Origin of the sequence: Nostoc sp. FACHB-892, assembly GCF_014698795.1 — a bacterium.
Taxonomy (GTDB): Bacteria; Cyanobacteriota; Cyanobacteriia; order Cyanobacteriales; family Nostocaceae; genus Nostoc.
Map to the genome: position 1 here is coordinate 34091 of NZ_JACJTR010000040.1, position 22490 is coordinate 56580.

Consider the following 22490-nt stretch of genomic DNA (forward strand, 5'->3'; position numbering starts at 1 on the left):
CGTAGAGAAGCCATGCCGCAGGCTTTAGGCTACGCTATCGGCAATCTGTAATCCGTTGACTAAAACTCAGCCATCGCAAGAATTTTGATTTAAGCGTACATTCCTTGGCTTTAAAATGTTTGCCGTAATAATCTGTAAAAAAGTGTGAAAAATCTGCGTTTCATGTCATAGCGAAAGCTAAAATTTGCTTTGCTGCTCGTTGTCCACTGCGAATTGCTCCCTCCATATAGCCACAATATTCAACGGGAGCGGTATGTTCTCCTGCAAAAATGACTCCTCCGGAAGAGTACGGTAAATCAGAGCGCCAGCTTTTCAAGTCTCTAGGAACGAAATAGCAGTAAGATCCCTGTGACCAAGGATCAGCACTCCAGTCATGAGTTGCAGTTGCAAGCGCTTTGGGAGCATTTGGCTTAAGCGTGGATACTGTTTGTCGTGCTAACTCAACGGAGTGTCCAACAACATTTCGGCTAGGTGTCCCACTGCTTGTACAAGCAAGAATTCCCGCTTCACCTGTCTGAGTTAGAGTAGATTCCCAGACCGTTTGATAAGGTGTTTCTGCCACGACTAACCCCCAACTGGATTGCTGCCAGAAACGGTTGGAGTACTGAAGTAAAGTCTTAACCGATATCCCATAGGGCAAGTGAGTGATCGCCTCTCGTTGTGCCTCTGTAAGCGGAACTTCAATAGACAAATGGCGCAAAACACTCCAGGGAATTGTGACAACAATCCAGTCGGCAAATACTTCAACCTGTCCCTGAACCGTTTTTAAACTCACGGCAACAGTTTGTTCTTGCTGCCCAATCCGCACAACTGGGGTATTAAGATGGATGCAATCGCCCAAAAAGTGAGCAAATGACATTGCAAGTTGACTACTGCCACCTCGAATTCGCAAATTGCGATCGCCCGAAGTTCCACTGTAAGCAAAAAAGCCAACTCCAATCGCCTCCGGATCGGCAGCATACATTCCATAGGATTGCTGACGAACAACTTTGCAGGCAAAGGGATCAATGGAATGTTGTGCAGCCAGCCACTGGGCTAATGTTTGGGCAGGATCGGCAAGCTGTTCTAATAATTGGTCTAACTTCTGATATACATCATTTAAAGAATCTTGCTGTTGAGACAAGAGCGTTTTTTGAGTAAAGAAATTACCATCAATGTAATAGCACAGGTCATCTGGATACTTAAAGGCAGGCTCAAGCATGAGGTTGAATTGACTGGCATAAGATATCAATGCTGTATGTTTATCATCGACGAACTCTGCACCCAATTCGCCATGCTGTTCTGCTCCAAAAAAGACTGTTTGGACTCGCCCTCCAACTCGTTCGCGGGCTTCAAACACTTGCACATCAAACCCAGCACGAACCAGTTCATAAGCAGCTGTAAGCCCTGCCAACCCAGCCCCAACTACAATTACTCGTTTGCTCATAGGTTGTGATTATCTTGCTGCATACCATCACCCAAATTGAATCAATTGTCTTTCAAGTTTTGAACGGCTAGTCTACAGATTTTGTCTTTTCTTGATAAATTTCTTTTTTAATGTTGCATACTCTATTAATTGTCTCTTCTATCCACCGGAGTGTTATTCAAAAAGTTCAATAAGTTTAATTGTTACTGCAAAAACAAGGTTTTTTAAGGATTTTCTTTAAGAATCAGGGTGAGCGCTCACTTTCCCACCGAATTATCGCAAGTATTCTCCCACACTGCCATGAACTTTTGCCACTCCTCGTCTGTCTCAGGTGCTTCGTCTTTGGTCAGTCCGACAAAGCTCTTGATGTTCTTGCGGGAGTGTCGATAGTTGGGGCGATGCCTACGGTGGGCTTTTAAAGCGATGTCTACGATGGGCTGTCCGGTGTCGCTACTTCCTCCATTCCTAAATTTGCCGAATCAGTACCCCATTACCACCAACCATGTCCTGCGTCCCACCAAGGAAGAAGCTCAAAATCACAGTTGCCGTCTGTGATGCGCTGACTGATGCTGACCTCTAAACTTTGTAATGGCAACTTCAAGATTATTCGTTTTTTGCATAAAGCACGAAACTTGAGGTGAATAGTATTATATAACGGTATTTACTATGTATAAACTGGGGACAACGCTAATTGTCTCCTATACAATTTACTTCTATCAAAAACTGCTCTAGCTTGAATCTAGGGCAGTTTTATATTGCACGGTAGAAGCCAGATTCACAACTGCACCCAATGGTGAATCATCTGCCTATTGTCAGCAATCGAAGCTTCTAAAAAAAATATTACGCTACATTGCATAAAACCACATACCCTAGATATATTCCTGTATAAACCTTGACTTTCACCAGCCCAGCCATACAGACTCGACCTTTACTATAACTAAGGCGTTGACCCGAAAGCAATCGCAATTTCCTTTAAGTAGTTAGCCGAGAATCACCCAGAAGCAGATTTGCGAATCGTGGGCATGGAAGTACGTGGTCAAAACAAGTTTCTGCTTCGTGCTAAAACTGCTGTTGAAGCTGCCAAGTCTGAACTAAGCGCGGAATATTTTGAAATTTATAATCAACTCAAAGCATTAGCACAACAGGATTTACAAGCATTAATTCCAGAGAAAGATAGCCGAATTCCTAGTTTAGAGACTATGGTGGTTACGGCACTGCAAAGCCCTAAATTTTACGCCCAAACTTATAGTAATCAGGGAAATACTATGTCACAAAGCCCTAACAAACAATCCAACTTTGACCTCAAAGGCGCTCAATTTGCAGGTGGTCTAATCAACGCAGACACAGTAACCGCACAACAAATCGGCGGCAATATCACGAACTATAGCCCACAGCAAAAGCAGAATCTCGCAGAAGCCGCAGCAGAAATTCAGCAGCTTCTCAACCAATTGGGACAGAGTTATCCTACTAGCACTCCACTAGAAAAACAGATAGCAGTGACAGAAGCACTCAACCAAATCAATGGTAATTCTACTTTGAAAGCACGGGTACTTGGAGCGCTGAAAGCTGGCGAGACAGAGGCATTAAAAGAATTAGTAGATCATCCTCTTGTCAATATATTTTTGGCAACTTTAGAAGGTTGGCAGGATGTTGAATAGTTCAGCTACTACAGATGAAGCAGAGGGATAAATGGCACTTTTTTGGAAAAAAGGTTTCAAACCCTTATCATGACTAGATTACACTTTCATTCGGCAAGCCCTAATTAGGGGGCTTTGGGTTCGATGAACTTGAGCTTCAAATTGCGTAGGCTATTTGAGCCGCAGGCATCGGTGCGAGTACGCTTGCACTCAAAAAGCTCAAGCTGGTTTGCGGTGATAAAATCAGAAGAATCAGCCGTTTTAGGATTACAGAAAGCTACAAACTTAACTAATAGGGATTAGCACAGAATGAATGACCAGCAATTATTTAATGATCGTTGGGCTGTGTTGGTGGCGACAATGCACCAAAAAGAAAAGGTAATTGCTCCACTATTAGAACAAGAGTTAGGCATCAAAATTATAGTACCACAGGATTTTAATACTGATATTTTTGGCACATTTACTAGAGAAGTAGAACGTCCGGGAACACAAATTGCCGCAGCTAAATTCAAAGCAGAGAAAGCTTTAGAATTAACACAAGAAAATTTAGCGATCGCTAGCGAAGGTAGTTTTACACCCCATCCATTAGTTCCTTACATTTACTGTAATAGAGAAATAGTTATTTTCTTAGATAAAATCAATAATCTAGAAATTATCGGTGAAGAAATTTCTACAGATACTAACTTTAATCATCAAATTATAACAAATTTAGATGAGGCATATATTTTTGCTAAGAAAGTTGGTTTTCCAGAACATGGATTAGTTGTCTGGTTTGAAAACTTAGAGAATAGATGTAATGAGATAACTAAAGGTATTACAAAAGAAATAGATTTGATAACATCAGTTGATTTTGCATTGCATAATTCACCAGATAATCAGGTACATATTGAGACAGATATGCGGGCAATGTATAATCCCACTCGGATGAAAAATATTGCAAAAGCTACCCAGAATTTACTCAATAAAATTAGCAGTTGTTGCCCAAAATGTAATATCCCTGGTTTTGAAATAACTGAGATAATTCAGGGATTACCCTGTGAATTTTGTCAGATCCCAACCACCTTACCACTGACCGCAATTTATCAATGTAAAAAATGTGGTTTTAATCAAGAGAAACTATTTACTAATGGTATAGAATTTGCGAATCCAGCCCATTGTATGTACTGTAATCCGTAAGGTATTCAACAGCAGTAATGGTGATTGTTGCTATCTCTAAATTTTTCTCTTGAGGAAGATTATTTGGTGGTGTAAGGATTTAAATATTACCCCATTCAGCCACAAAAAGCGAGTTATAGCTCAGAGGATGTTTGAAAAGTCATCCTGCGTATGTTTGACTACTCTAGCTATCAAGAAGTTGAACCAGAGAATCAGGGTTGTAGGACTTGCGAGGGTTTCTCTGAGTTGCATTTAAGCCTCAAGTTGATACTTTTCAAACAACCTCTAAAGCGCAAAACTTGAGGTCAATAGTAGTTAAATAAACTTTTAAATGATGGAGAGCTTATTATTAAATGGGGAAGAAAAATAAAAAAAAGAGTAAGCTGTTTGTGCAAATTAAAAGCACAACAGCTTACTCTTTTTTTGGCAAAGGTATTGAAATAAGCTTTTAACTTGAATGGTTCACTAATTAGACGTAGGTGAAACGACTATCCATTGCTAAATTCGTGGTTGCATTTAACCCATCGTTGACAACAGCAATTAATTCTGTACCACTGTTGGTAAAGATACCAACAGATGCCTTATTGCCAAATACACCCGACACTGACCCTAAAGAGTAGTTGTCAGCAGTTCCCTTAAGCTGAATCTTATCATTAGCTTCAAAGTTGATAATCTTGGCATAGTCATTGTAGCCAGACCTAGTGTAAAAGACTGATGTACTGTTTCCTAGAAGATATGTGTCTGCTCCGCTACCACCGTTGAGTTGGTCGATTTCATTGATGCTTCCTCCCCAACCAGTAAGTATGTCATGACCGTCACCTCCCTGGAGGTCGTCGTTGCCAAATCCACCTAGGAGTGTATCATTGCCATCGCCTCCCAGCAGTTTGTCGCTGCCACCTTTACCATCAAGATAATCATCGCCTTCTGCACCACCAATAAATTCATCGGCATCAGTGCCAGTAACGCGATCATTCCCCTCTTTAGCATTGAGCTTATCTTTGTTGATGCCAGTAAGTTGGCTCATAAAGATAATGTCGTCCTTAGAAGTCGCATTGTTGTTGGCAACGATCAGGTCAAAAGCATCGCTAGCTGTGCCACCTTTGCCATCAGCAGCTGTGACATTAACCGTAAAGATGCCAGGACTGGAGGTTTGACCTGATATTATACCTGTGTTTGCAGCAATACTGAGTCCGGTGGGTAAACTTGTAGCACTGTAAGTAAGGATATCGCCCTGGTCAATATCAGCAAAGTTTTCGCTGACTTTCAAGGAGAAGGACTGGTTGACTGAAATTATTTGATCTTCAATCAGTTGCGTCACTTTAGGGGCATCGTTAACACCAGTGAGAGTAATTTCAATGTCCTTAGTGGCAGTGCCATCAACCGATTTCACGGTAAATGTTTCTGTCTTCGTTTGTCCAGCACCTAGATACTGTACGGCATTATTGTTAACACTGTAGCTGAAGGAACCAGACTCATCGATGCTGAGGATGCCAAGATTGCCAAGAGTACCAGTGACTGTAGTGTTGAATTTGTTTTCCCCAGTATCAACATCATTAACTGTCAGTTGACCAGTAGCGGTGAGTTTGCCATCGAGCGAGGGATTATTGTCCTCAGTTACTGCTGCTGTTGCTGTGCCGCTAATGCTGGCAGCGTCGTTGACTCCTGTCAAAGTAATCTCAATGTCCTGGCTGGCAGTACCATCAACCGATTTCACGGTAAATGTTTCTGTTTTCGTTTGTCCAGCACCCAGATACTGTACAGCAGTGTTATCTACGGTGTAGCTAAAAGCTCCCTTCTCGGTGATAGTCAAGCTTCCGAGATTATCAGTACCAGTGACTGTAGTGTTGAATTTGTTTTCTCCAGCATCAACATCATTAACAGTTAGTTGACCAGTAGTTGTGAGTTTGCCATCAAGTGAGGGGTTACTGTCCTCAGTCACTGCTGCTGTTGCTGTGCCGCTAATGCTGGCAGCGTCGTTGACTCCTGTCAAAGTAATTTCAATGTCCTTAGTGGCAGTACCATCAACCGATTTTACGGTAAATGTTTCTGTTTTCGTTTGTCCAGTACCGAGATACTGTACGGCATCATTGTTAACACTGTAGCTAAAGTTGCCAGACTCGTTAATGCTGAGGCTACCCAGATTACTAGTACTACCAGTAACTGTGGTATTAAATTTATTTTCCCCAGCATCCACATCATTAACTGTTAGTTGACCAGTAGCGGTGAGCTGGCCATTAACGACATTGCTATCCTCGGTTACTGTTGCTGTTGCTGTGCCGCTAATGCTAGCAGCGTCGTTGACTCCTCTCAAAGTAATCTCAATGTCCTTAGTGGCAGTACCATCAACCGATTTTACGGTAAATGTTTCTGTTTTCGTTTGTCCAGTACCGAGATACTGTACGGCATCATTGTTCACGCTGTAGCTGAATTCTCCTGCGGAGGTAATGTTGAGCGTACCAAGGTTGCCAACGGTAGGGGTGACACTGGTGTTAAACTGGCTTTCACCTGTATCGCGATCGCTGACACTAAGTGAACCGAAGGCGGTAAGCTGACCAGAGTTTGCATCTTCTGTTACTTCTGCTGTGCCACTACCGCTGATGCTGGCAGTATCATTAGCACCAGTTAGGTTGATGTTAAGTAACTTGGAGTCGGTGCCGCTGTTGCCATCACTGACAGTGACTGAAAAGGATGCAGAAGTGTCCGCTATAAGAGCTTCAATTGCAGCATCATCAGGCACAAAATTATAGACACCTGTGGTGCTGTTGAGGTACAGTTTGCCGTAGCTACTATCCTTGGAGAGGTTAAACCCACTGAGGCTACTATCTGCTATGGCACCGTCAATGCCATAGGTAAGCGTTTGCCCTGCATCAACATCACTAGCTGACAAGGTGCCGGTAGCGTTGTCAAAGGGATCATCAGCAGCCGTATCGGTGTAGCTGATTAGGGCAGGTTGTGTCAGAACAGGAGCATCATTAACCGCAGCAATCACTAGGTCAAAGGTGCTTGCAGCGCTGAGGTTACCAGAATCTGTTGCCGTTACTTTCAGGCTCAAGGTACCGTTGAAATCCTGAGGGGGAGTACCACTGAAGGTACGGCTAACGGTATCAAAGGCTAACCAAGTAGGCAGTGGGTTTCCATCACCCAAAGTGGCACTTAACGTCAAGCTGGTATCATCGACATCACTGAAGGTGTTAGCTGGAATGATGAAGTTGATGGCGGTATCTTCTGTACCGTTTTGAGTAGCAATTGTATTGGTAACTACTGGTGCATCATTGACAGGAGTAATATTGACAGTAGCAGTTACTACAGTGCTGTTGGCTGCCCCATCATTGACTCCAAAGTCAATGAAGCGAGCTGTTGGATTGGGACTTTGTGAGGTATTGTTATAGGTAACACTGCGAAGGACTTTTTGATAGTTGGCAGTTGTGTCTTCTCCTCGCAGCTCTAGTACTCCAAAATCTGGGGCATAAGTAGCGTTGATATTTGTGCCTGCGGTATCGGCGGCTAGCAATTCAGCAGCACCATCGAGTAAATTGGTGATTCTGACGGTAGCAATGTTAACCGTAGAGTTGTCTACGTCGCTGAGGCTGAGGTTGTTGCTGTCAACAATAGCAACAGGACCACCGTCTTCAGTGAAGTTAGTTGCAAAATCCAGCCCTAGAGCAGCTCCATTCAAATCCAACGCTGGCGGATCATTGACTGGAATCACTGTAACCGTTGCAGTTACAGGCACACTGTTTGCCATCGAGTCATTGACGCCAAACTCGATGTTGCGATCGCCAACGCTGGGCTTTTGGGACGTGTTGCTGTACTTCACCGATCGCAGCACTTTCTCGTAATTAGCTAGAGTGTCAAAGTTACGCAGTTCTAGGACACCTACATTAGCGAAGTAAGTAACTGTAATACTGGTGCCTGTAGCATCAGCCGAGAGAATTTCAGACCCGATATCTTGCAGATTAGTGATGCGAACGGTAGCAATGTTGACAGATCTACTGTCAACATCTGCCAGACTAAGGTCAGGGCTGACAATACTGATGGCTGCTGAGTCTTCGGTAAAGCTAGTTGCAAACCCTGTTCCTGTAGCTGTGCCGTTAAGGTCAAGGACAGGGGCATCGTTAACCGGGGTGACGTTGACTGTAATCGTGTTAGGGGTTGGGTCAAGGTTAACACCACCGTTAGCTGTGCCACCATCGTCTTCAACCTGGAAAGTGAAATTAGCGTAGCCATTGCCATTAGTATTGGCTGCTGGAGTGAACTTCAGCTTACCAGCGCTAATATCAGCTACGGTAACAAAATTAGCTGAGCTAACGGCAACACCATCTTTTGTAAGCGTGCCAGCACCAGGAAGTGTAGAAATTTTGACACGAGTAAAGCTATTGGCAGGGGTATCATTGGGGTCGCTGAAGCCAAAGTCAGCAGTTGTGAAGGTATAAGCTGTGTCTTCGTTAGTGGTAACAGTTTTGTCTGAACCATTGGGAGCATCATTAACAGAAGTAACCGGGAGTACAATGACATTGGCGCTAGGATCAAGGTTGATGCCACCGTTAGTTGTGCCACCATCATCTTGTACATAAAAGCTAACACCCCCATGTCCAAAAGTAGAATAGCTATTAAGCTTAGGGGTAAATTTTAGATTACCAGCATTGATATCAGTCACGCTGATGAAACTGTTGGAACCAACTGCAACACCATTATTTGTTAAGATGCCACTCCAATTAGGGTCAGGAATTCCAACAATTTTGACCCCGCTAAAGTTGTTAGCAGGAGTATCATCAGGATCGCTGAAGCCGAAGTCAGCAACTGTAAAGGTGTAAACAGTATCCTCATTAAGGGTGACAGTTTTGTCAGTACCTTGAGGTGCATCGTTAACAGCAACCAAGTTGAATGAGTTAGTTGCTGCAACTGAACCACCTTTACCATCCAAAACGTTGTATGAAAGATTAACGGTACCGTTGTAGTTGGTTGTAGGCGTAAATGTATAGGTACCATTATTGTTATTGATCAAGCTACCGTTTGTAGCAGTCAAATTAGCAACAGAAAGGATATCGCCATCAACATCAGTGAAGCCTTGTAGAAGAGATACTTGACTGAATGTATATGCATTGTCTTCTTTGCCAGAAGGAAAAACAGCAGTCAGATTGCCAGTAGGAGCATTGTTTACTTTAAAGTTGTCTACTAGGAGACGAGAATCAACTGCAGTATCTCCAAAGTCTAAAACTCCAACACCAACCGTAAAGGTTCCTGTAACTGGAAAAGTATAAGTAAAAGTTTGGTATCCAGTATTTAGGAAAGGTGAAGTAAAAGAACTGCTGAAGGTATCAGCCAATTTTGTTAAAGAGTTTGGAACAACTGAAACAAATGCAAAATCTTTGAAACCAGAGTTCTGACCTTCTCCATTTAGAAAGTTCCAGTTAAATATCAGATTGGTTCCAGCGCTTACAGTTACAGTTTGTTTGATTGCTGATCCCTCAGTTGCATTGCCTTGAACCAAAGAATCAAGAGAGCCAGAGGACAGTCCTAAAAACGACTCAATACTTGCGTCAGTAGAACCACTACTTTGCAGTACAGCTTGATAAGTCCCCTGAGCAGGATTAATTCCTATTGAGCTTGTAGTAATGCTACTATTTCCAGTTGAACTCCAGCCTCCCAAGCTACCATTTTCAAAACCTCCATTGTCAAATTGCCCACTAGCCGCTTCAACAGAAATAGCTTGTCCATCTATAGAAATCGTTGCTACGTCATTTTCATTCTCGATTCTAGATACTACTTCATCTGACAAAGCTATCCTTAAGACATGGTTGGCAAACAGTTCTCCTTCATCGCCTGCTGTGTCACTCACGTTGGTGCGGCTATCCACCCAATGCCCGATTTCCTCCAGCAATACGGCTGAGATTTGGTCTGCTGTGGCATTTGCTAGAAAATCGCTGTTGAGGTAAATCTTGCCAGTTTGGGCAGAAAAACCACCCTGGATTCCTGACATGGAAGCAGCATCCACCACCTGAATCTCAGGCAATAGCGAGAAGTCACCACTCAACCAGGCTTGCTGCATTGCCTCAGCTAGAGTGCGGTCAGATCCGGTGCTAAAAACGCTAGCAAAGACACTCCAGAAATCATCGCGCAGGGCAAAGCCTTGGAGTTGCTGCTGAGCTAAAAGCAGAGAATCATTCAAAATACTTTCGTTTAGGCTAGTCATAAAGTGTTTCCTGGGTAATATAGGTTTGAGTACTTAGTTTTGAGAAGTGAATTGGGGCTGTGTAAAGAAGTGGTTATAGGTTGAATCAGGCAAATCAATTAGGGAATGGCAGCAAAAATTAGAGCGGCGATCGCAATACCGCACATTCTCTGCTTAACAAAGGCAAAAATCTGTCAGATCAATTAGAACTGTTTAAACCAAATGCTTGGTCAAAGAGAAGCGGCAATAACAGTTGGGATGAGTGGTGGATGAAAATTTGACTTCAGTAATCTGACGGGTTCATCCTCTCACTCCCGCAAAAGTTTAGAGAAGCACTTTGTTGTGTCTCTAGTGCGGGATTAGCCACTGCCAAGAAGTCAAAAGCTTGGTTGGTTTTTAAAGTTAAGGCCTAATCTTCACACTATCTGTATCGTTGCCCCCAATTTAAACCGTGTTTTTGATGAGCTAAAGTTCATTAATTTCAAAAGTTTTATACTAGTTTCCCTCATAAGTCGATCTGTGAGCCGCGATTCTAGCAGCCTCCTATCTTTAACAAAGTTATTCTTGTATCTGTCTTAAGAGGTACTTTGTGCCGCTTCTCCTCTATAATTTCACGGTTATGCGGCGATTAGATGAAGTAGATATGAGAATACGGCACAAACGGATAAAGTTATTACTACTAGGGATGTGACCGAATGGCACTACTTATGATACTCCTCCGTTGTGCCTATCCTTTCAAGGTACTCGCCACCATTTAATTAACTTTATTCCCAAATTATTAGCTGCTGACTCTAAACAACGCCTAAAAATTTATTGCACAATGCTCAAAATTATTGTTCACAAAGAAGTTCCTGACCGTCCCGCACGCACTGAACCACGAGTTACCAAACGCCGCCCCAAACCATACCCCATATTGACTAAATCCCGGCAAGAATTACATAAACAATTGCAGACTGCTTAATTGATAAGCGTTTCCGCTTTTCTTAGTACCATTCCACTCTCACTGCAATAGATCACTCAAAGCATTGTTGCATTAGTTTCTGGCCTCAGTTTCCAACAAACTCAACACTTTTTCTTCCAGCGCCGTCAGATAAGCCCGATTCTGCTTCCCCAACGACTCCAAAAATTTCTGCACCGATTCCTCCAACCCGCCCGAATACACTCGTGCAATGCGATCGCAAATCACCTGCATCTGCTCACACTCGGCAGGCAAGTAATTGTAAGATTTAAGGTGCTGCACACCAACGGTGTACCCCCCATCCCAGAGTTTTACAGTGCAGCTGAAATCATTCACCTGATTAACGATGCCCCAGCAGCCACCTTTACCCCTAAGTTCGGGATTATCCTTGGCTAAAATTTGGCAGACTTCCCCAACAGAATAAGGATTTGGCGCTTTAGTACGTTCCATGATCCGTTGTACTACATCACCTACAACTCTAGCAGATGGTACTTTACCTCCGGCTTCTTCCACTGCCGTCTGCCATACCTCCCATTGCTGTTGAGGCTCCAGTTTTGTTATTGGTCTAACCTGGCGTTCACTCGTGGGCAGAATTTGTGTCCCATTGGTTGTCAAATTTTGATTTTCCACATTTTGACAACCAATGGTTGTCAAATTTTCGTAAACACCAGCTGCGGCAATCAAATAATTGGATTGTTGCCGACTATGAGCAAAGCGATCGCGGCAATATTCTTCAAAGGTTTTATGCGTGGAGCGATAAAGCCGTCTATCCCTCAATTCCGTCAACGCCTTGCCAGCCTCGAAAAACGCTTTTTCCACACGGCGCTCTAGGTGCAGCCGATCGCGCTGTTCTTCCTCTGTCAACTCTGGAACTTCAACAGCAGTAACCGTAATCGTTGCTGTAGCTAGATTTTCCTCAACAGAGATATCCTCGTTTGCAGAGTTAACGGGTGGTTTTGAATCACTCTTTGCGGCAGAGGTGGCTTTGTTGGTTCTAGAAGGTGGTTTAGGCATTATTCCACCTCTAGCTGAACAGTGCTGGAACGAATATCGAGTTGTGCCATGATAGAGGTGTAACTATATTGATATTTGTTCCCCAAACCTTTTACTGAGGTTGGGGTTTTTCGTGAGCTTGTTTAGATATATTTCCATCTGTTGAACCTGTGATCGCTGAGTTGTTTTTCAACTTGTGGGACTACGATGCCTGGAAACTCCTTTGAAGGCGTGGAAATTCCATAGGTGTAATATTAAGCAAATAAAATTGTGGAGGCCGCCCCTTTTAGAGGGCGATTAATTCTCATAGGGTGGCCGCCGAGATACGTGCAAAATGGGACACGTTGTAAAGTTTTGTAAAGAAATCAGGTTGAAACCATTGATTTTAGGTTCAGTCGAGCCAGAAATTGTTGAAGCGATCGCTCGATAGTTCTGTGTAGCGAATAGTGTGTTGAATATTCTTGTGTCCCAGATAAGCCTGAATAGCTCTAGTGTCATGACCATGAGATGCCAGATAAAACCCACAGGCATGACGTAACATATGTGGATGTACCGATAAAGCCAACCCAGCAAGAGTGCCAGCACGACTAATAATATTAAAGGCTGTGGCAGCAGCCATCGGAGTCCCACGCTCAGAAACAAACAAGTAAGGGGAGTTAGGATATTCTCGTTGTAGTTGTCGTAGCCACCTTAACTCTCTGGCACGTAAAGGATGGGTTGAACTGATACCATGCTTGAGTCGATTGATATGAATTGTGCCACTAGAAAAATCTACTTGTGACCATCGCAGGGCTACCAATTCTGATACACGTAGACCGTGACGATAAGCCAGTAAAATTAAAGTCGAATCTCTGTGACCATGCCGCCCTGTTGATGAGGCTGCTTTAATCATGGCTTCAACTTCATTGGGTAGCAGATATTCTCGTGTGCGTTTCTCTAGGTTTGTGACTTTTTTGGGTGGAGCAGTATGAGTCATAAAAACCAACTTGCCCATAAAAGGTAATTGGGTACTTTAACATTGGGTACGACACAATCAACCCCCCACACATTCCATATTAAAAACTTGCCCATAAACAGTTCTTTTTGGTAATGTTTCTCTACATAAACTCCTGACGTAGTGGCTGATTGGTGATATATATCTTTTGAAGTGTTAAATGGCACAAATACATACTGATGGTGACATCGATAGAACGTACCGCTTACCCTCGATTTAAGCGTCAATTAACCGCCAAAGAACTCACTGAGATTTACACACCCAACAAGAGTGAAATTGCTTTTGCTTACGCAACAACTAAAGGTGAAAGTAATATTCTTAACTTAGTATGCCTATTAAAATCATTCCAGCGACTAGGTTACTTTCCTTCGCTAATAGAAATTCCTCTGAAAATAGTTAATCATATTCGCAGCAATTTAAAATTTACAGATGATACTGTTTTGGGTTATGAAAATCGCAAAACTATGTATCGACACCGGACTGCTATCCGCGAATATCTCCAGGTAAATCAATTTAATCAAACTGGACTACATATAGCTATAAAAGCAGTGAATGAATCGGCGACTGTTATGGATAACCCTGCTGATTTAATGAATGTAGCCATTGCTGAATTAGTTAAGAATAGATATGAATTACCAGGATTTAACACATTAAATAGATTAGTCCGTCGAGTGAGAAATGTCGTAAATCAAAGATTATTTTCCCTGGTACTGAGTCGCATCTCGTCAGATTACCAAGAACGCTTGCTGGACTTGTTAGAGCGTCATCCTCTTGAGTATCAAACCTCATTCAATAGCCTGAAGCAATTACCTAAAAGCCCTACCCGTAACAATATCAATGACTTTATTGTACATTTAATCTGGCTGGATTCTTTGGGTGATGTTAAGCCAATCCTCAAGGATATTACCACGGCGAAAATTTACCATTTTGCTGCGGAAGCACGGGTGTTAGATGCCCATGAAATCAAGGATTTTAGTTTATCCAAACGGATTACTTTGATTTTATGCTTAATTTATGCGGCGCAAGTGACAGCACGAGATAGTTTGGTTGAGATGTTTTTAAAACAAATGCGCTCAATCAATAACGACGCTACCAAAGAATTAGAACTCATCAAAAAGAGAATTCAAGAAACACAAGAGAAATTAGTTGGTGTGTTGACTAATGTCATCCATGTGTTTATGGAGGAGAATCAATTAAATCATGAACCAGTATCCTCTCACCCAGAGATTGAAGCATCCGATAGTTATTCATCTCATTCAAAGGAGCAGATACAGGAATTAAATCTCTTTACCGAGTCACTAAAAAATCAGGAAATATCTCTGTTTCATAAACTAAATAATGTATTCACTCAAGACGGAGGAGCAGAGCAACTACTTTCTGAATGTGAGGCGATGAATGCTTATAGGGGTAATAATCATCTTCCTCTAATTTGGAAATTCTATAAAAATCACCGTCGGACATTTTTTCGCTTAGTAAAAGCATTAGAGTTGAAATCAACTACTAACGAACAAAGTGTTATTGAAGCATTACAATTTGTTCTAGAGAATTCTCATCGTCGAGGAGAATTTCTCAAAGCAAGTATTGAACTAGATTTTATTTCAGAACAGTGGCGAAAATTAATTGTAGTCAAGCAAGGAGAGAAAACCAAATTCGTTCGGCGGCACTTCGAGGCTTGTATTTTTTACTACTTAGCAGCCGAATTAAGGTCAGGAGATATCTGCGTTGTTGGTAGTGAAGATTATGCCGACTACCGAGAACAATTACTGCCTTGGTCAGAGTGTTTGCCGTTAGTTGACCAATACTGTGAGAATCTAGGTTTTCCCAATACTGCTTCTGAGTTTACCTTGACACTAAAATCTTGGTTGACGGACACGGCGGCGGCGGTGGATGCAGGTTATCCCAATAACCACCAATTTATTATTAATGATGAAGGCGAACCCATACTCAAAAAGTATCAGCGTAACGAGTTGAGTGTTGCGGCCATTGCCTTAATAGAGAAAATCGAAGAACAATTTCCAGAAAGAAATTTAATTGATATCCTCAGAAATGTTGACTACTGGACAAATTTTACCCGTCACTTTGGCCCGCTGTCTGGTAGTGATCCTAAAATTGAACGTGCGACGGAACGTTATCTTTTAACGACGTTTACTTATGGTTGCAATTTGGGGCCGACTCAAGCAGCGAGACATATGCGAGGTATCGTCACCGCGAAGGAACTGGCATTTGTCAACCGTCGCCATGTGACTGTGGATAAGCTCAATGCTGCATTGGTGAATATTATTAACCGCTACAATGCTTTAAATCTGCCTTCAGTTTGGGGCGATGGTAAAAGTGCGGCAGCAGATGGAACAAAGTATGAACTCTACGAAGAGAATTTACTGTCTGAGTATCATATTCGCTACGGTGGCTACGGAGGAATAGCTTACCACCATGTCTCTGATACCTATGTGGCTTTATTTAGCCAGTTTATTTCTTGTGGCACTTGGGAAGCTGTTCATATCATCGAGGGATTGTTAAAAAACTCTTCCGATATTCAACCCGACACAATTCATGCTGATACCCACGGTCAATCAACACCTGTGTTTGCATTGGCACATATGCTGGGAATTAAGTTAATGCCTCGGATTCGTAATTGGAAAGATTTAAATTTTTATCGTCCTGACAAAGATACTGTTTATCAACATATTGATTCTTTGTTCTCTCTTAACGTTGATTGGAAGCGGATAGAAACTCATTGGCAAGATATTTTACAGGTAGTTCTATCAATCCAAACAGGTAAGGTATCGAGTGCAATTTTATTGCGTAAATTGGGAAATTATAGCCGTAAAAACAGGTTATATCAAGCTTTTCAGGAATTAGGACAAGTAGTGAGAACTGTTTTCTTACTACAATACATATCGGATATGCAGCTAAGAAAAGAAATTACTGCTGTTACGAATATTGTGGAAGCTTACCATAAATTCTCAAAGTGGTTTTTCTTTGGCGGCTTTGGGGTTGTCATGAAGAATGACCCAATTGAACAGGAAAAAGTAATTAATTATAAGGACTTGGTAGCAAATGCTGTTTTGTTTCAAAATGTTGTTGATTTAACTGATATATTGCGTGATTTACAGAAGCAGGGATATTTGATTAGTCGTGAGGATGTGGCGGTTGTGAGTCCTTATATTACGGCTCATGTTAAGCGGTTTGGTGATTACCTGATTGATATGGAGACTGTGCCACCATCATTGGATGAGGTCGAAAGTTTATTGCTTGCTTAAGCGGCTGTAAACCTTGTAAATCACAGGTTTTTTGTTCTATTCTTAACAAAACTTTACAACGTGTCCCATTTTGCACGTATCTCGGCGGCCACCCTAAACCATCCTCAAAGCCCAAAAAATCCACCGTCTCTTCATCCACTGACAGCACCTCACCAGATAATCTTGCTCAAGAAGAAGACCCAGCTACAGCAACAATTACCGTTACTGCTGTTGAAATTTCCGAATTAACCGAGCAGGAAATTAGTGATCGCTTGCATTTAGAACGCAAGGTGGAACGTGCATTTTTTGAAGCAGGCAAGGCATTGGCCCAGTTGCGTGATCGTAGGTTATACAGATCCACTCATCGCACATTTGAGGAGTATTGTCGTGATAGATTTGGATACACCCATCGCCGAGTCAATTATCTAATAGCTGGTTCTGTAGTATTTGACAACATAGTAACGGGAACAAATTGTTCCCAAAATGAGGAAGTGGATGAAACGGGAACAAATTGTTCCCAAAACGGGGAAGCAGATAAAATGGGAACAAATTGTTCCCAAAACGAGGAAGTAGACAAAAATCGACCTAACCCCTCACGAATCCTGCCAACTAATGAAGGACAAGTGCGCCCTCTGGCAAAGCTAGAACCGCAACAGCAGGTTAAAGTTTGGCAACGCGCAGTACAGGAGGCTGGCGGTAAAGTTCCCAGTGCCAGGATCGTCACTGATGTGGTGCAAAAAATAATGGAGAGAACCAAAGTACCAAACACCTACCAGTTGGGTGAAGTGTGCCAAATTCTTGCTAAGGATAATCCCGAACTGAGAGGTAAAGGTGGCTGTTGGGCAATTGTCAGCGCAGTGAATAACTTTAGTTGCACGGTGAGAATGTGGGATGGGGAGTACGCCATTGGGTTGCAACACCTGAAGTCTTACAATTACCTGCCTGCCGAGTGTCAGCAGATGCAGGTGATTTGCGATCGCATCAGTCGGGTGTATTCCGATTCGCTGGAGGAGACAGTCAAAAGTCTGTTGCAGTCGTTGGGTAAGTTGAATCGACCTTATCTAACGGCTGTGGAAGAGAAGTTGTTGAATGTACTAGAGTCTGAATATGGGGCAGAGATAACACCCTAAACAATTTTGGCAAATTGGCATCTAATGTCTTTGGGTTGCAGTTTCAATGGATATATCACCATAACAGGACAGTGAAGAAGTTGTCGAGGGATAGGGCAAAACTTTCCGCAACTGGTGTCCCGTGCTACGCCAGTTGTCAAATGAGTGCTGTAGAAACGCTCTACATAATTGATACAGCACTCTACAGAGTTGAGTTAAGGTTCTGCAACTGGCTAGAAATGAACAAAACTAAATAGGATTTCAGAAGATGAAAAATCTAGATAGCTGGATTGCTGTATAGTTTGAGGTGTACCAGATTATCCTCTCAAGAGTTGCTCTATGATCGCTCTACCTGGTATTGTTATCCAAAACAAAATATACGAAAGTTCTAATTCTCTAGTGTACCGGGGCATCAGAGACGATGGAGTAGGGATCATTGTAAAAATGCTAAAGCTTGATTATCCTTCTCCCCAAGAACTAACCCGCTACAGACAAGAATATAAAATTACCCGTTCCCTGAATTTAGAAGGAGTGGTTAAGGCATACAGCCAGCAGGACTATCAACGGACTCTGGTGATTATCTTAGAAGATTTTGGGGGGGAGTCCCTAGAGCAATGGATGCACAAGCGCCCAGATATCTTCTGCCCGATGCCTTTATCCACTTTTCTCGGTCTTGCGATCGCTGTTTGCGACATTCTGGGCAGAATCCATGCAGCCAATATCATTCATAAAGATATCAACCCTGGAAACATAGTCTTTAATCTGGAAACTGGCGTTGTCAAAATTATTGATTTTGGGATTGCGACCCAATTTAACCGCACGAATCCGACGTTCAAAAGTCCCCATGTGTTAGAAGGCACGCTTGCCTATCTGTCGCCAGAGCAAACCGGGCGGATGAACCGGATGCTCGACTATCGCACCGATTTCTACTCGCTGGGCGTGACCTTCTACGAACTGTTAACTGGACAGCTACCGTTCCCCACTCAAGACATCCTGGAGCTAGTTCATTGTCATATTGCCAAACCGCCGATTCCTGTGCATGAATTGAACGCCACGATTCCCAAACCCATTTCAGGGATAATTTTGAAGTTGATGGCGAAAAATGCGGAGGATCGCTATCAAAGTGCCTGGGGGATCAAAGCGGATTTAGAACGCTGTACAGAGCAATTTACAACAACAGGTCAAATTGCTCATATTCAATTAGGTCTGCAAGATGTTTCGGATCAGTTTCAGATTCCCCAAAAGCTGTATGGACGCGAAGCGGAGATTGCAGCATTATTGGCGGCGTTTGAAAGAGTAGCCCCAAGAGGGAATGTTGGCGAAGCTCACCGACCAGAGTCAGGCATAGAAAATCCTCAATTCCAAGTCGAAATGATGTTGGTTTCTGGCTATGCGGGAATTGGCAAATCAGCATTAGTGCAGGAACTCTATAAGCCGATCACAGCAAACCGTGGTTATTTTATTTCTGGTAAATTTGACCAATTCAGGCGCAATATTCCCTACAGCGCCATTGTGGATGCCCTGCAAAAGTTGGTGCAGCAACTTCTGGGGGAACCGGATGAGCAAGTGCAACAGTGGCGATCACGTCTGCTGACGGCATTAGGGAGTAACGGACAGATCATCATTGATGTGATTCCCGAAGTAGAACTGATTATCGGCAGGCAGCTACCCGTCCCAGAGGTGGGAGCCACAGAAGCTCAAAATCGTTTTAATCGAGTTTTCCAGCAGTTTATTCGAGTATTTTGTTCCCAAGAACATCCTCTGGTGATCTTTTTAGATGACTTACAGTGGGCGGATTCAGCCACGCTGAAGTTAATCGAACTAATGATGCTTGACGAGCAAACCCAATTTCTATTTCTGATCGGAGCCTATCGAGACTCGGAAGTGAATCCAGCGCATCCACTGGCATTAACGCTGGAGCGATTGAGGAAACAAAGGGCAGTGCTTCAAGAAATCATTCTGGCACCCTTAACGCTCTTGCCGTTGAGTCAACTGGTCGCTGAGACATTACATCGCAATCCTGATACCGTTCGTTCCTTAGCTGAGTTGGTATTGCATAAAACGGAGGGCAATCCTTTCTTCGTTGGTGAATTTTTGAAAATGCTGTATGGCGAAAATCTGTTGACTTTCGATACACAACAGTTGATCTGGCAGTGGAACTTAACTGAGATTGAAGCTCAAAATATCACGGATAATGTGGTGGAGTTGCTGCTGCGTCAGTTGCAGAAATTGCCGTCAGCAACACAGCAAACTCTCTGCATAGCGGCTTGTGTCGGGGCTGAATTTGATTTAGAGACATTGGCGATCGTTTGCGAAAAATCACCGAAAGCAATTTTTCAGGATCTACTAGCAGTAATACAAGCGGGATTAATTCAACCTCTGTCTGAATTGGACGAAGATTTGTTGGTTCAAGAGTATAAGTTTCTGCACGATCGCGTTCAGCAAGCGGCTTATGCCTTAATTGATGAGTCGCAGAAACAGGTTGTTCATCTCCAAATCGGTGGCAATTTGCTCGAAAAAACTTCACCAGAGCAACGATCTGATCGGTTGTTTGAAATCATCGATCATCTCAATCAAGGACTTGAGCTAGTCACTGCTCGATTAGAACGAACTGAAATTGCCAGATTGAATTTAATGGCAGGTCAGAAAGCAAAGGCAGCAACGGCTTATGAAGCAGCTTTTAAGTATTTCACTACAGGTCTTCAACTTCTCGATACAGAGAGTTGGCAGCGTGAGTATGAGCTCACCTTAGCGCTGTACTCAGAAGCAGCAGAAGCGGCGTATCTCCAGGGTCGCTTTAATGAGATGGAACAGTTGGTAGAAGTGGTACTTGCTCGTGCCAAAACAGTGGTTGACAAAGTGCAAGTTTACGATAGCAAAATTCAAAGATATTTCTCACAGGGCAACCTGAAAGAAGTACTCAAAATTGGCTTGGAAGTGTTGAAGCTCCTGGGAGTGATTTTACCAGAAAATCCAAGTGAGTTAGATGTTCGAGGCGGATTGGAGTCAACGGCTGCACGATTAGCTGAACGAGAAATTGAAGACTTAGTTAATTTACCAGAGATGACTGCACCAGAACCGCTAGCAGCAATGTCAATCCTAGCGAATATAGGGGCTGCTGCATTCATAGTATCACCAGCACTATTCATGCTGATTACTTGCAAAACGGTAAATTTATCAATCAACTACGGTAATGCTATCTGGTCACCACTGTATTATGCTGCCTACGGATTTGTTCTATGTGGAGTTGTTCAAGACATTGAACTCGGCTATAAATTTGGTCAATTGGCTCTTAGCTTGGTAGAACGATTGAATACCAAAAAAGGCAAGGCTAGCGCATTACAGTTATTTAGTGACCATGTTATGCAATGGAAAATACATCTTAAGGAGACGATACCACTGCTGGTTGAGGCTTATCAGGAAGGAGTGGAAACCGGAGACTTTGGAACCGCTGGTTATGCTGCATATAACGTGTGCTACAACTCGTTTTTCGTCGGTGAGTCACTCACCCAATTGGAACAAAAAACGGCAACATACAGCAAAGCGGTTGATCGAATCAGACAGGAAAGCCCCTCGACTTGGATTGCAATAGTGTGGCAGACCATTCTTAATTTGTTAGATAGGTCTCTTAATCCCAGTCGCTTAGTTGGTCGGGTGTATAATGAAGAGGAGGCGTTATCACACGCTATTGCAGTTAAAGATGGAACTGCAATTCAAATGTTATATCTGCACAAAGTTATACTGTTTTATCTATTTGAAGAATATCATCAAGCTGTACAGACTGCTATTTTGGCAAGGCAACATTTTGAAGAAGCGACGGCAATAAAGGTTTTACCTGTATTCTGTTTCTATCATTCGCTGGCGCTTTTGAGCCTTTTGCTCGATGCTTCAAACTCCCAAAAAGCAGCTTGGCTAAACTGTGTTAACACCAACCAAGAAAAAATGCAGAAATGGGCAGAACACGCCCCAATGAATTATCTACATAAATTTTATCTAGCCGAGGCAGAGAAAGCACGAGTCTTAGGGCAATTTCTTGAGGCTGAAGAGTTTTATGAACGGGCGATCGCAGGCGCTGCTGAAAATGAGTACATCCAGGAAGAAGCATTAGCTTATGAATTAGCGGCTAAACATTATCTGGCGCGAGGCCGAGAAAAATTTGCTCAAACTTACATGAAAGAGGCGCACTATTGCTACGATCGCTGGGGCGCAACCGCTAAAGTCAAAGACTTAGAAACTCGCTATCCACAGTTCTTTCCTCAGTCGTCTAGAGCCGCTTCCGCATCAATTCCTATTACTGCTGAAACTATCTCTAATCCCTTCCATACCGCTTTCGATTTAGCAGCAGTGATGAAAGCTTCACAGGCGATTTCTCGTGAAATTGAACTGAAGCAACTGCTGCGATCGCTGATGCAAATTTTAATTGAGAATGCTGGCGCACAAACCGGATATCTGATTTTAGAAAACTCAGGAGAATGGTTGATTGAAGCGGCTTGTGAACTCAATACCGATGAGAATGCTTGTGCGACTCAGGTGTTACAGTCTATTCCAATTGCCGATCAATTGCCAGAATCAATCATTCAATATGTGATTCGGACTCTAAAGCCTGTCACCTTAAATGATGCGACTCGTGAAGGTGCTTTTATTAATGAGCCATACATTCAACAGAACCAGCCTCAATCTATTTTCTGTTTGCCGCTGCTAAATCAAGCCAAGCTGGTCGGTGTATTGTATTTAGAAAATCGGTTAGCAGCTGGAGTATTTACACCAGAGCGATCGCAGGTCTTGCAGCTATTATCGACTCAAGCAGCGATCGCCATCGAAAATGCCA

The 22490-nt window shown here is 42.8% G+C and carries 10 protein-coding genes; 6 read left to right on the forward strand and 4 right to left on the reverse strand.

Annotated features, from left to right (window positions below):
- Positions 1-160 precede the first annotated feature (160 nt).
- Positions 161-1426, reverse strand: coding sequence for an FAD-dependent oxidoreductase (locus H6G96_RS31735; RefSeq protein ID WP_190917033.1), 1266 nt, complete (start codon positions 1424-1426; stop codon positions 161-163).
- Between the two features lie 1001 nt (positions 1427-2427).
- On the opposite strand from H6G96_RS31735, the gene H6G96_RS31740 reads away from it, so the two are divergent.
- Both H6G96_RS31740 and H6G96_RS31745 read left to right on the forward strand, forming a co-directional pair.
- Positions 2428-3063, forward strand: a complete 636-nt coding sequence (locus H6G96_RS31740) for a hypothetical protein (RefSeq protein WP_190917035.1) — start codon at positions 2428-2430, stop codon at positions 3061-3063.
- Positions 3064-3351: 288 nt separating this feature from the next.
- The gene (locus H6G96_RS31745; protein WP_190917037.1) at positions 3352-4218 is read left to right on the forward strand and encodes a DUF6671 family protein; all 867 of its coding nucleotides are present in this window, start codon (positions 3352-3354) and stop codon (positions 4216-4218) included.
- Positions 4219-4666: 448 nt separating this feature from the next.
- On the opposite strand, the gene H6G96_RS31750 is transcribed toward H6G96_RS31745, so the two are convergent.
- On the reverse strand, positions 4667-10390 hold the full coding sequence (locus H6G96_RS31750) for a VCBS domain-containing protein (RefSeq protein WP_190917039.1): 5724 nt from the start codon (positions 10388-10390) through the stop codon (positions 4667-4669).
- Positions 10391-11189: 799 nt separating this feature from the next.
- Here H6G96_RS31750 and H6G96_RS31755 point away from each other — a divergent pair.
- Positions 11190-11330 (forward strand): hypothetical protein, encoded by a 141-nt coding sequence (locus H6G96_RS31755; protein ID WP_190917041.1) that lies wholly within the window; start codon positions 11190-11192, stop codon positions 11328-11330.
- Between the two features lie 72 nt (positions 11331-11402).
- Here the strand turns inward: H6G96_RS31755 and H6G96_RS31760 are convergent, their stop codons facing one another.
- Entirely contained in the window at positions 11403-12341 is a 939-nt protein-coding gene (locus tag H6G96_RS31760) for a hypothetical protein (RefSeq protein ID WP_190917043.1), read from the reverse strand.
- A 370-nt stretch (positions 12342-12711) separates the two neighbouring features.
- Positions 12712-13296: a tyrosine-type recombinase/integrase gene (locus H6G96_RS31765; RefSeq protein ID WP_190917045.1), complete on the reverse strand. Its 585-nt coding sequence runs from the start codon at positions 13294-13296 to the stop codon at positions 12712-12714.
- A gap of 197 nt (positions 13297-13493) precedes the next feature.
- On the opposite strand from H6G96_RS31765, the gene H6G96_RS31770 reads away from it, so the two are divergent.
- The 3 genes from H6G96_RS31770 to H6G96_RS31780 all read left to right on the forward strand — a co-directional run.
- A complete protein-coding gene (locus H6G96_RS31770; protein WP_199339809.1) occupies positions 13494-16574 on the forward strand; it encodes a Tn3 family transposase in 3081 nt (1026 codons plus the stop codon).
- A gap of 269 nt (positions 16575-16843) precedes the next feature.
- Positions 16844-17683, forward strand: coding sequence for a hypothetical protein (locus H6G96_RS31775; protein ID WP_347242299.1), 840 nt, complete (start codon positions 16844-16846; stop codon positions 17681-17683).
- Between the two features lie 318 nt (positions 17684-18001).
- Positions 18002-22490 (forward strand): AAA family ATPase (locus H6G96_RS31780; RefSeq protein ID WP_190917047.1); only part of this gene is annotated, 4489 nt, incomplete at its 3' end.

Bases quoted from the DNA above. Each gene is read 5' to 3' on its own strand.
- H6G96_RS31740 (WP_190917035.1), top strand. From the start codon at position 2,428: ATGGAAGTACGTGGTCAAAACAAGTTTCTGCTTCGTGCTAAAACTGCT.
- H6G96_RS31735 (WP_190917033.1), bottom strand. From the start codon at position 1,426: ATGAGCAAACGAGTAATTGTAGTTGGGGCTGGGTTGGCAGGGCTTACA.
- H6G96_RS31765 (WP_190917045.1), bottom strand. From the start codon at position 13,296: ATGACTCATACTGCTCCACCCAAAAAAGTCACAAACCTAGAGAAACGC.
- H6G96_RS31750 (WP_190917039.1), bottom strand. From the start codon at position 10,390: ATGACTAGCCTAAACGAAAGTATTTTGAATGATTCTCTGCTTTTAGCT.
- H6G96_RS31760 (WP_190917043.1), bottom strand. From the start codon at position 12,341: ATGCCTAAACCACCTTCTAGAACCAACAAAGCCACCTCTGCCGCAAAG.
- H6G96_RS31770 (WP_199339809.1), top strand. From the start codon at position 13,494: ATGGTGACATCGATAGAACGTACCGCTTACCCTCGATTTAAGCGTCAA.
- H6G96_RS31755 (WP_190917041.1), top strand. From the start codon at position 11,190: ATGCTCAAAATTATTGTTCACAAAGAAGTTCCTGACCGTCCCGCACGC.
- H6G96_RS31745 (WP_190917037.1), top strand. From the start codon at position 3,352: ATGAATGACCAGCAATTATTTAATGATCGTTGGGCTGTGTTGGTGGCG.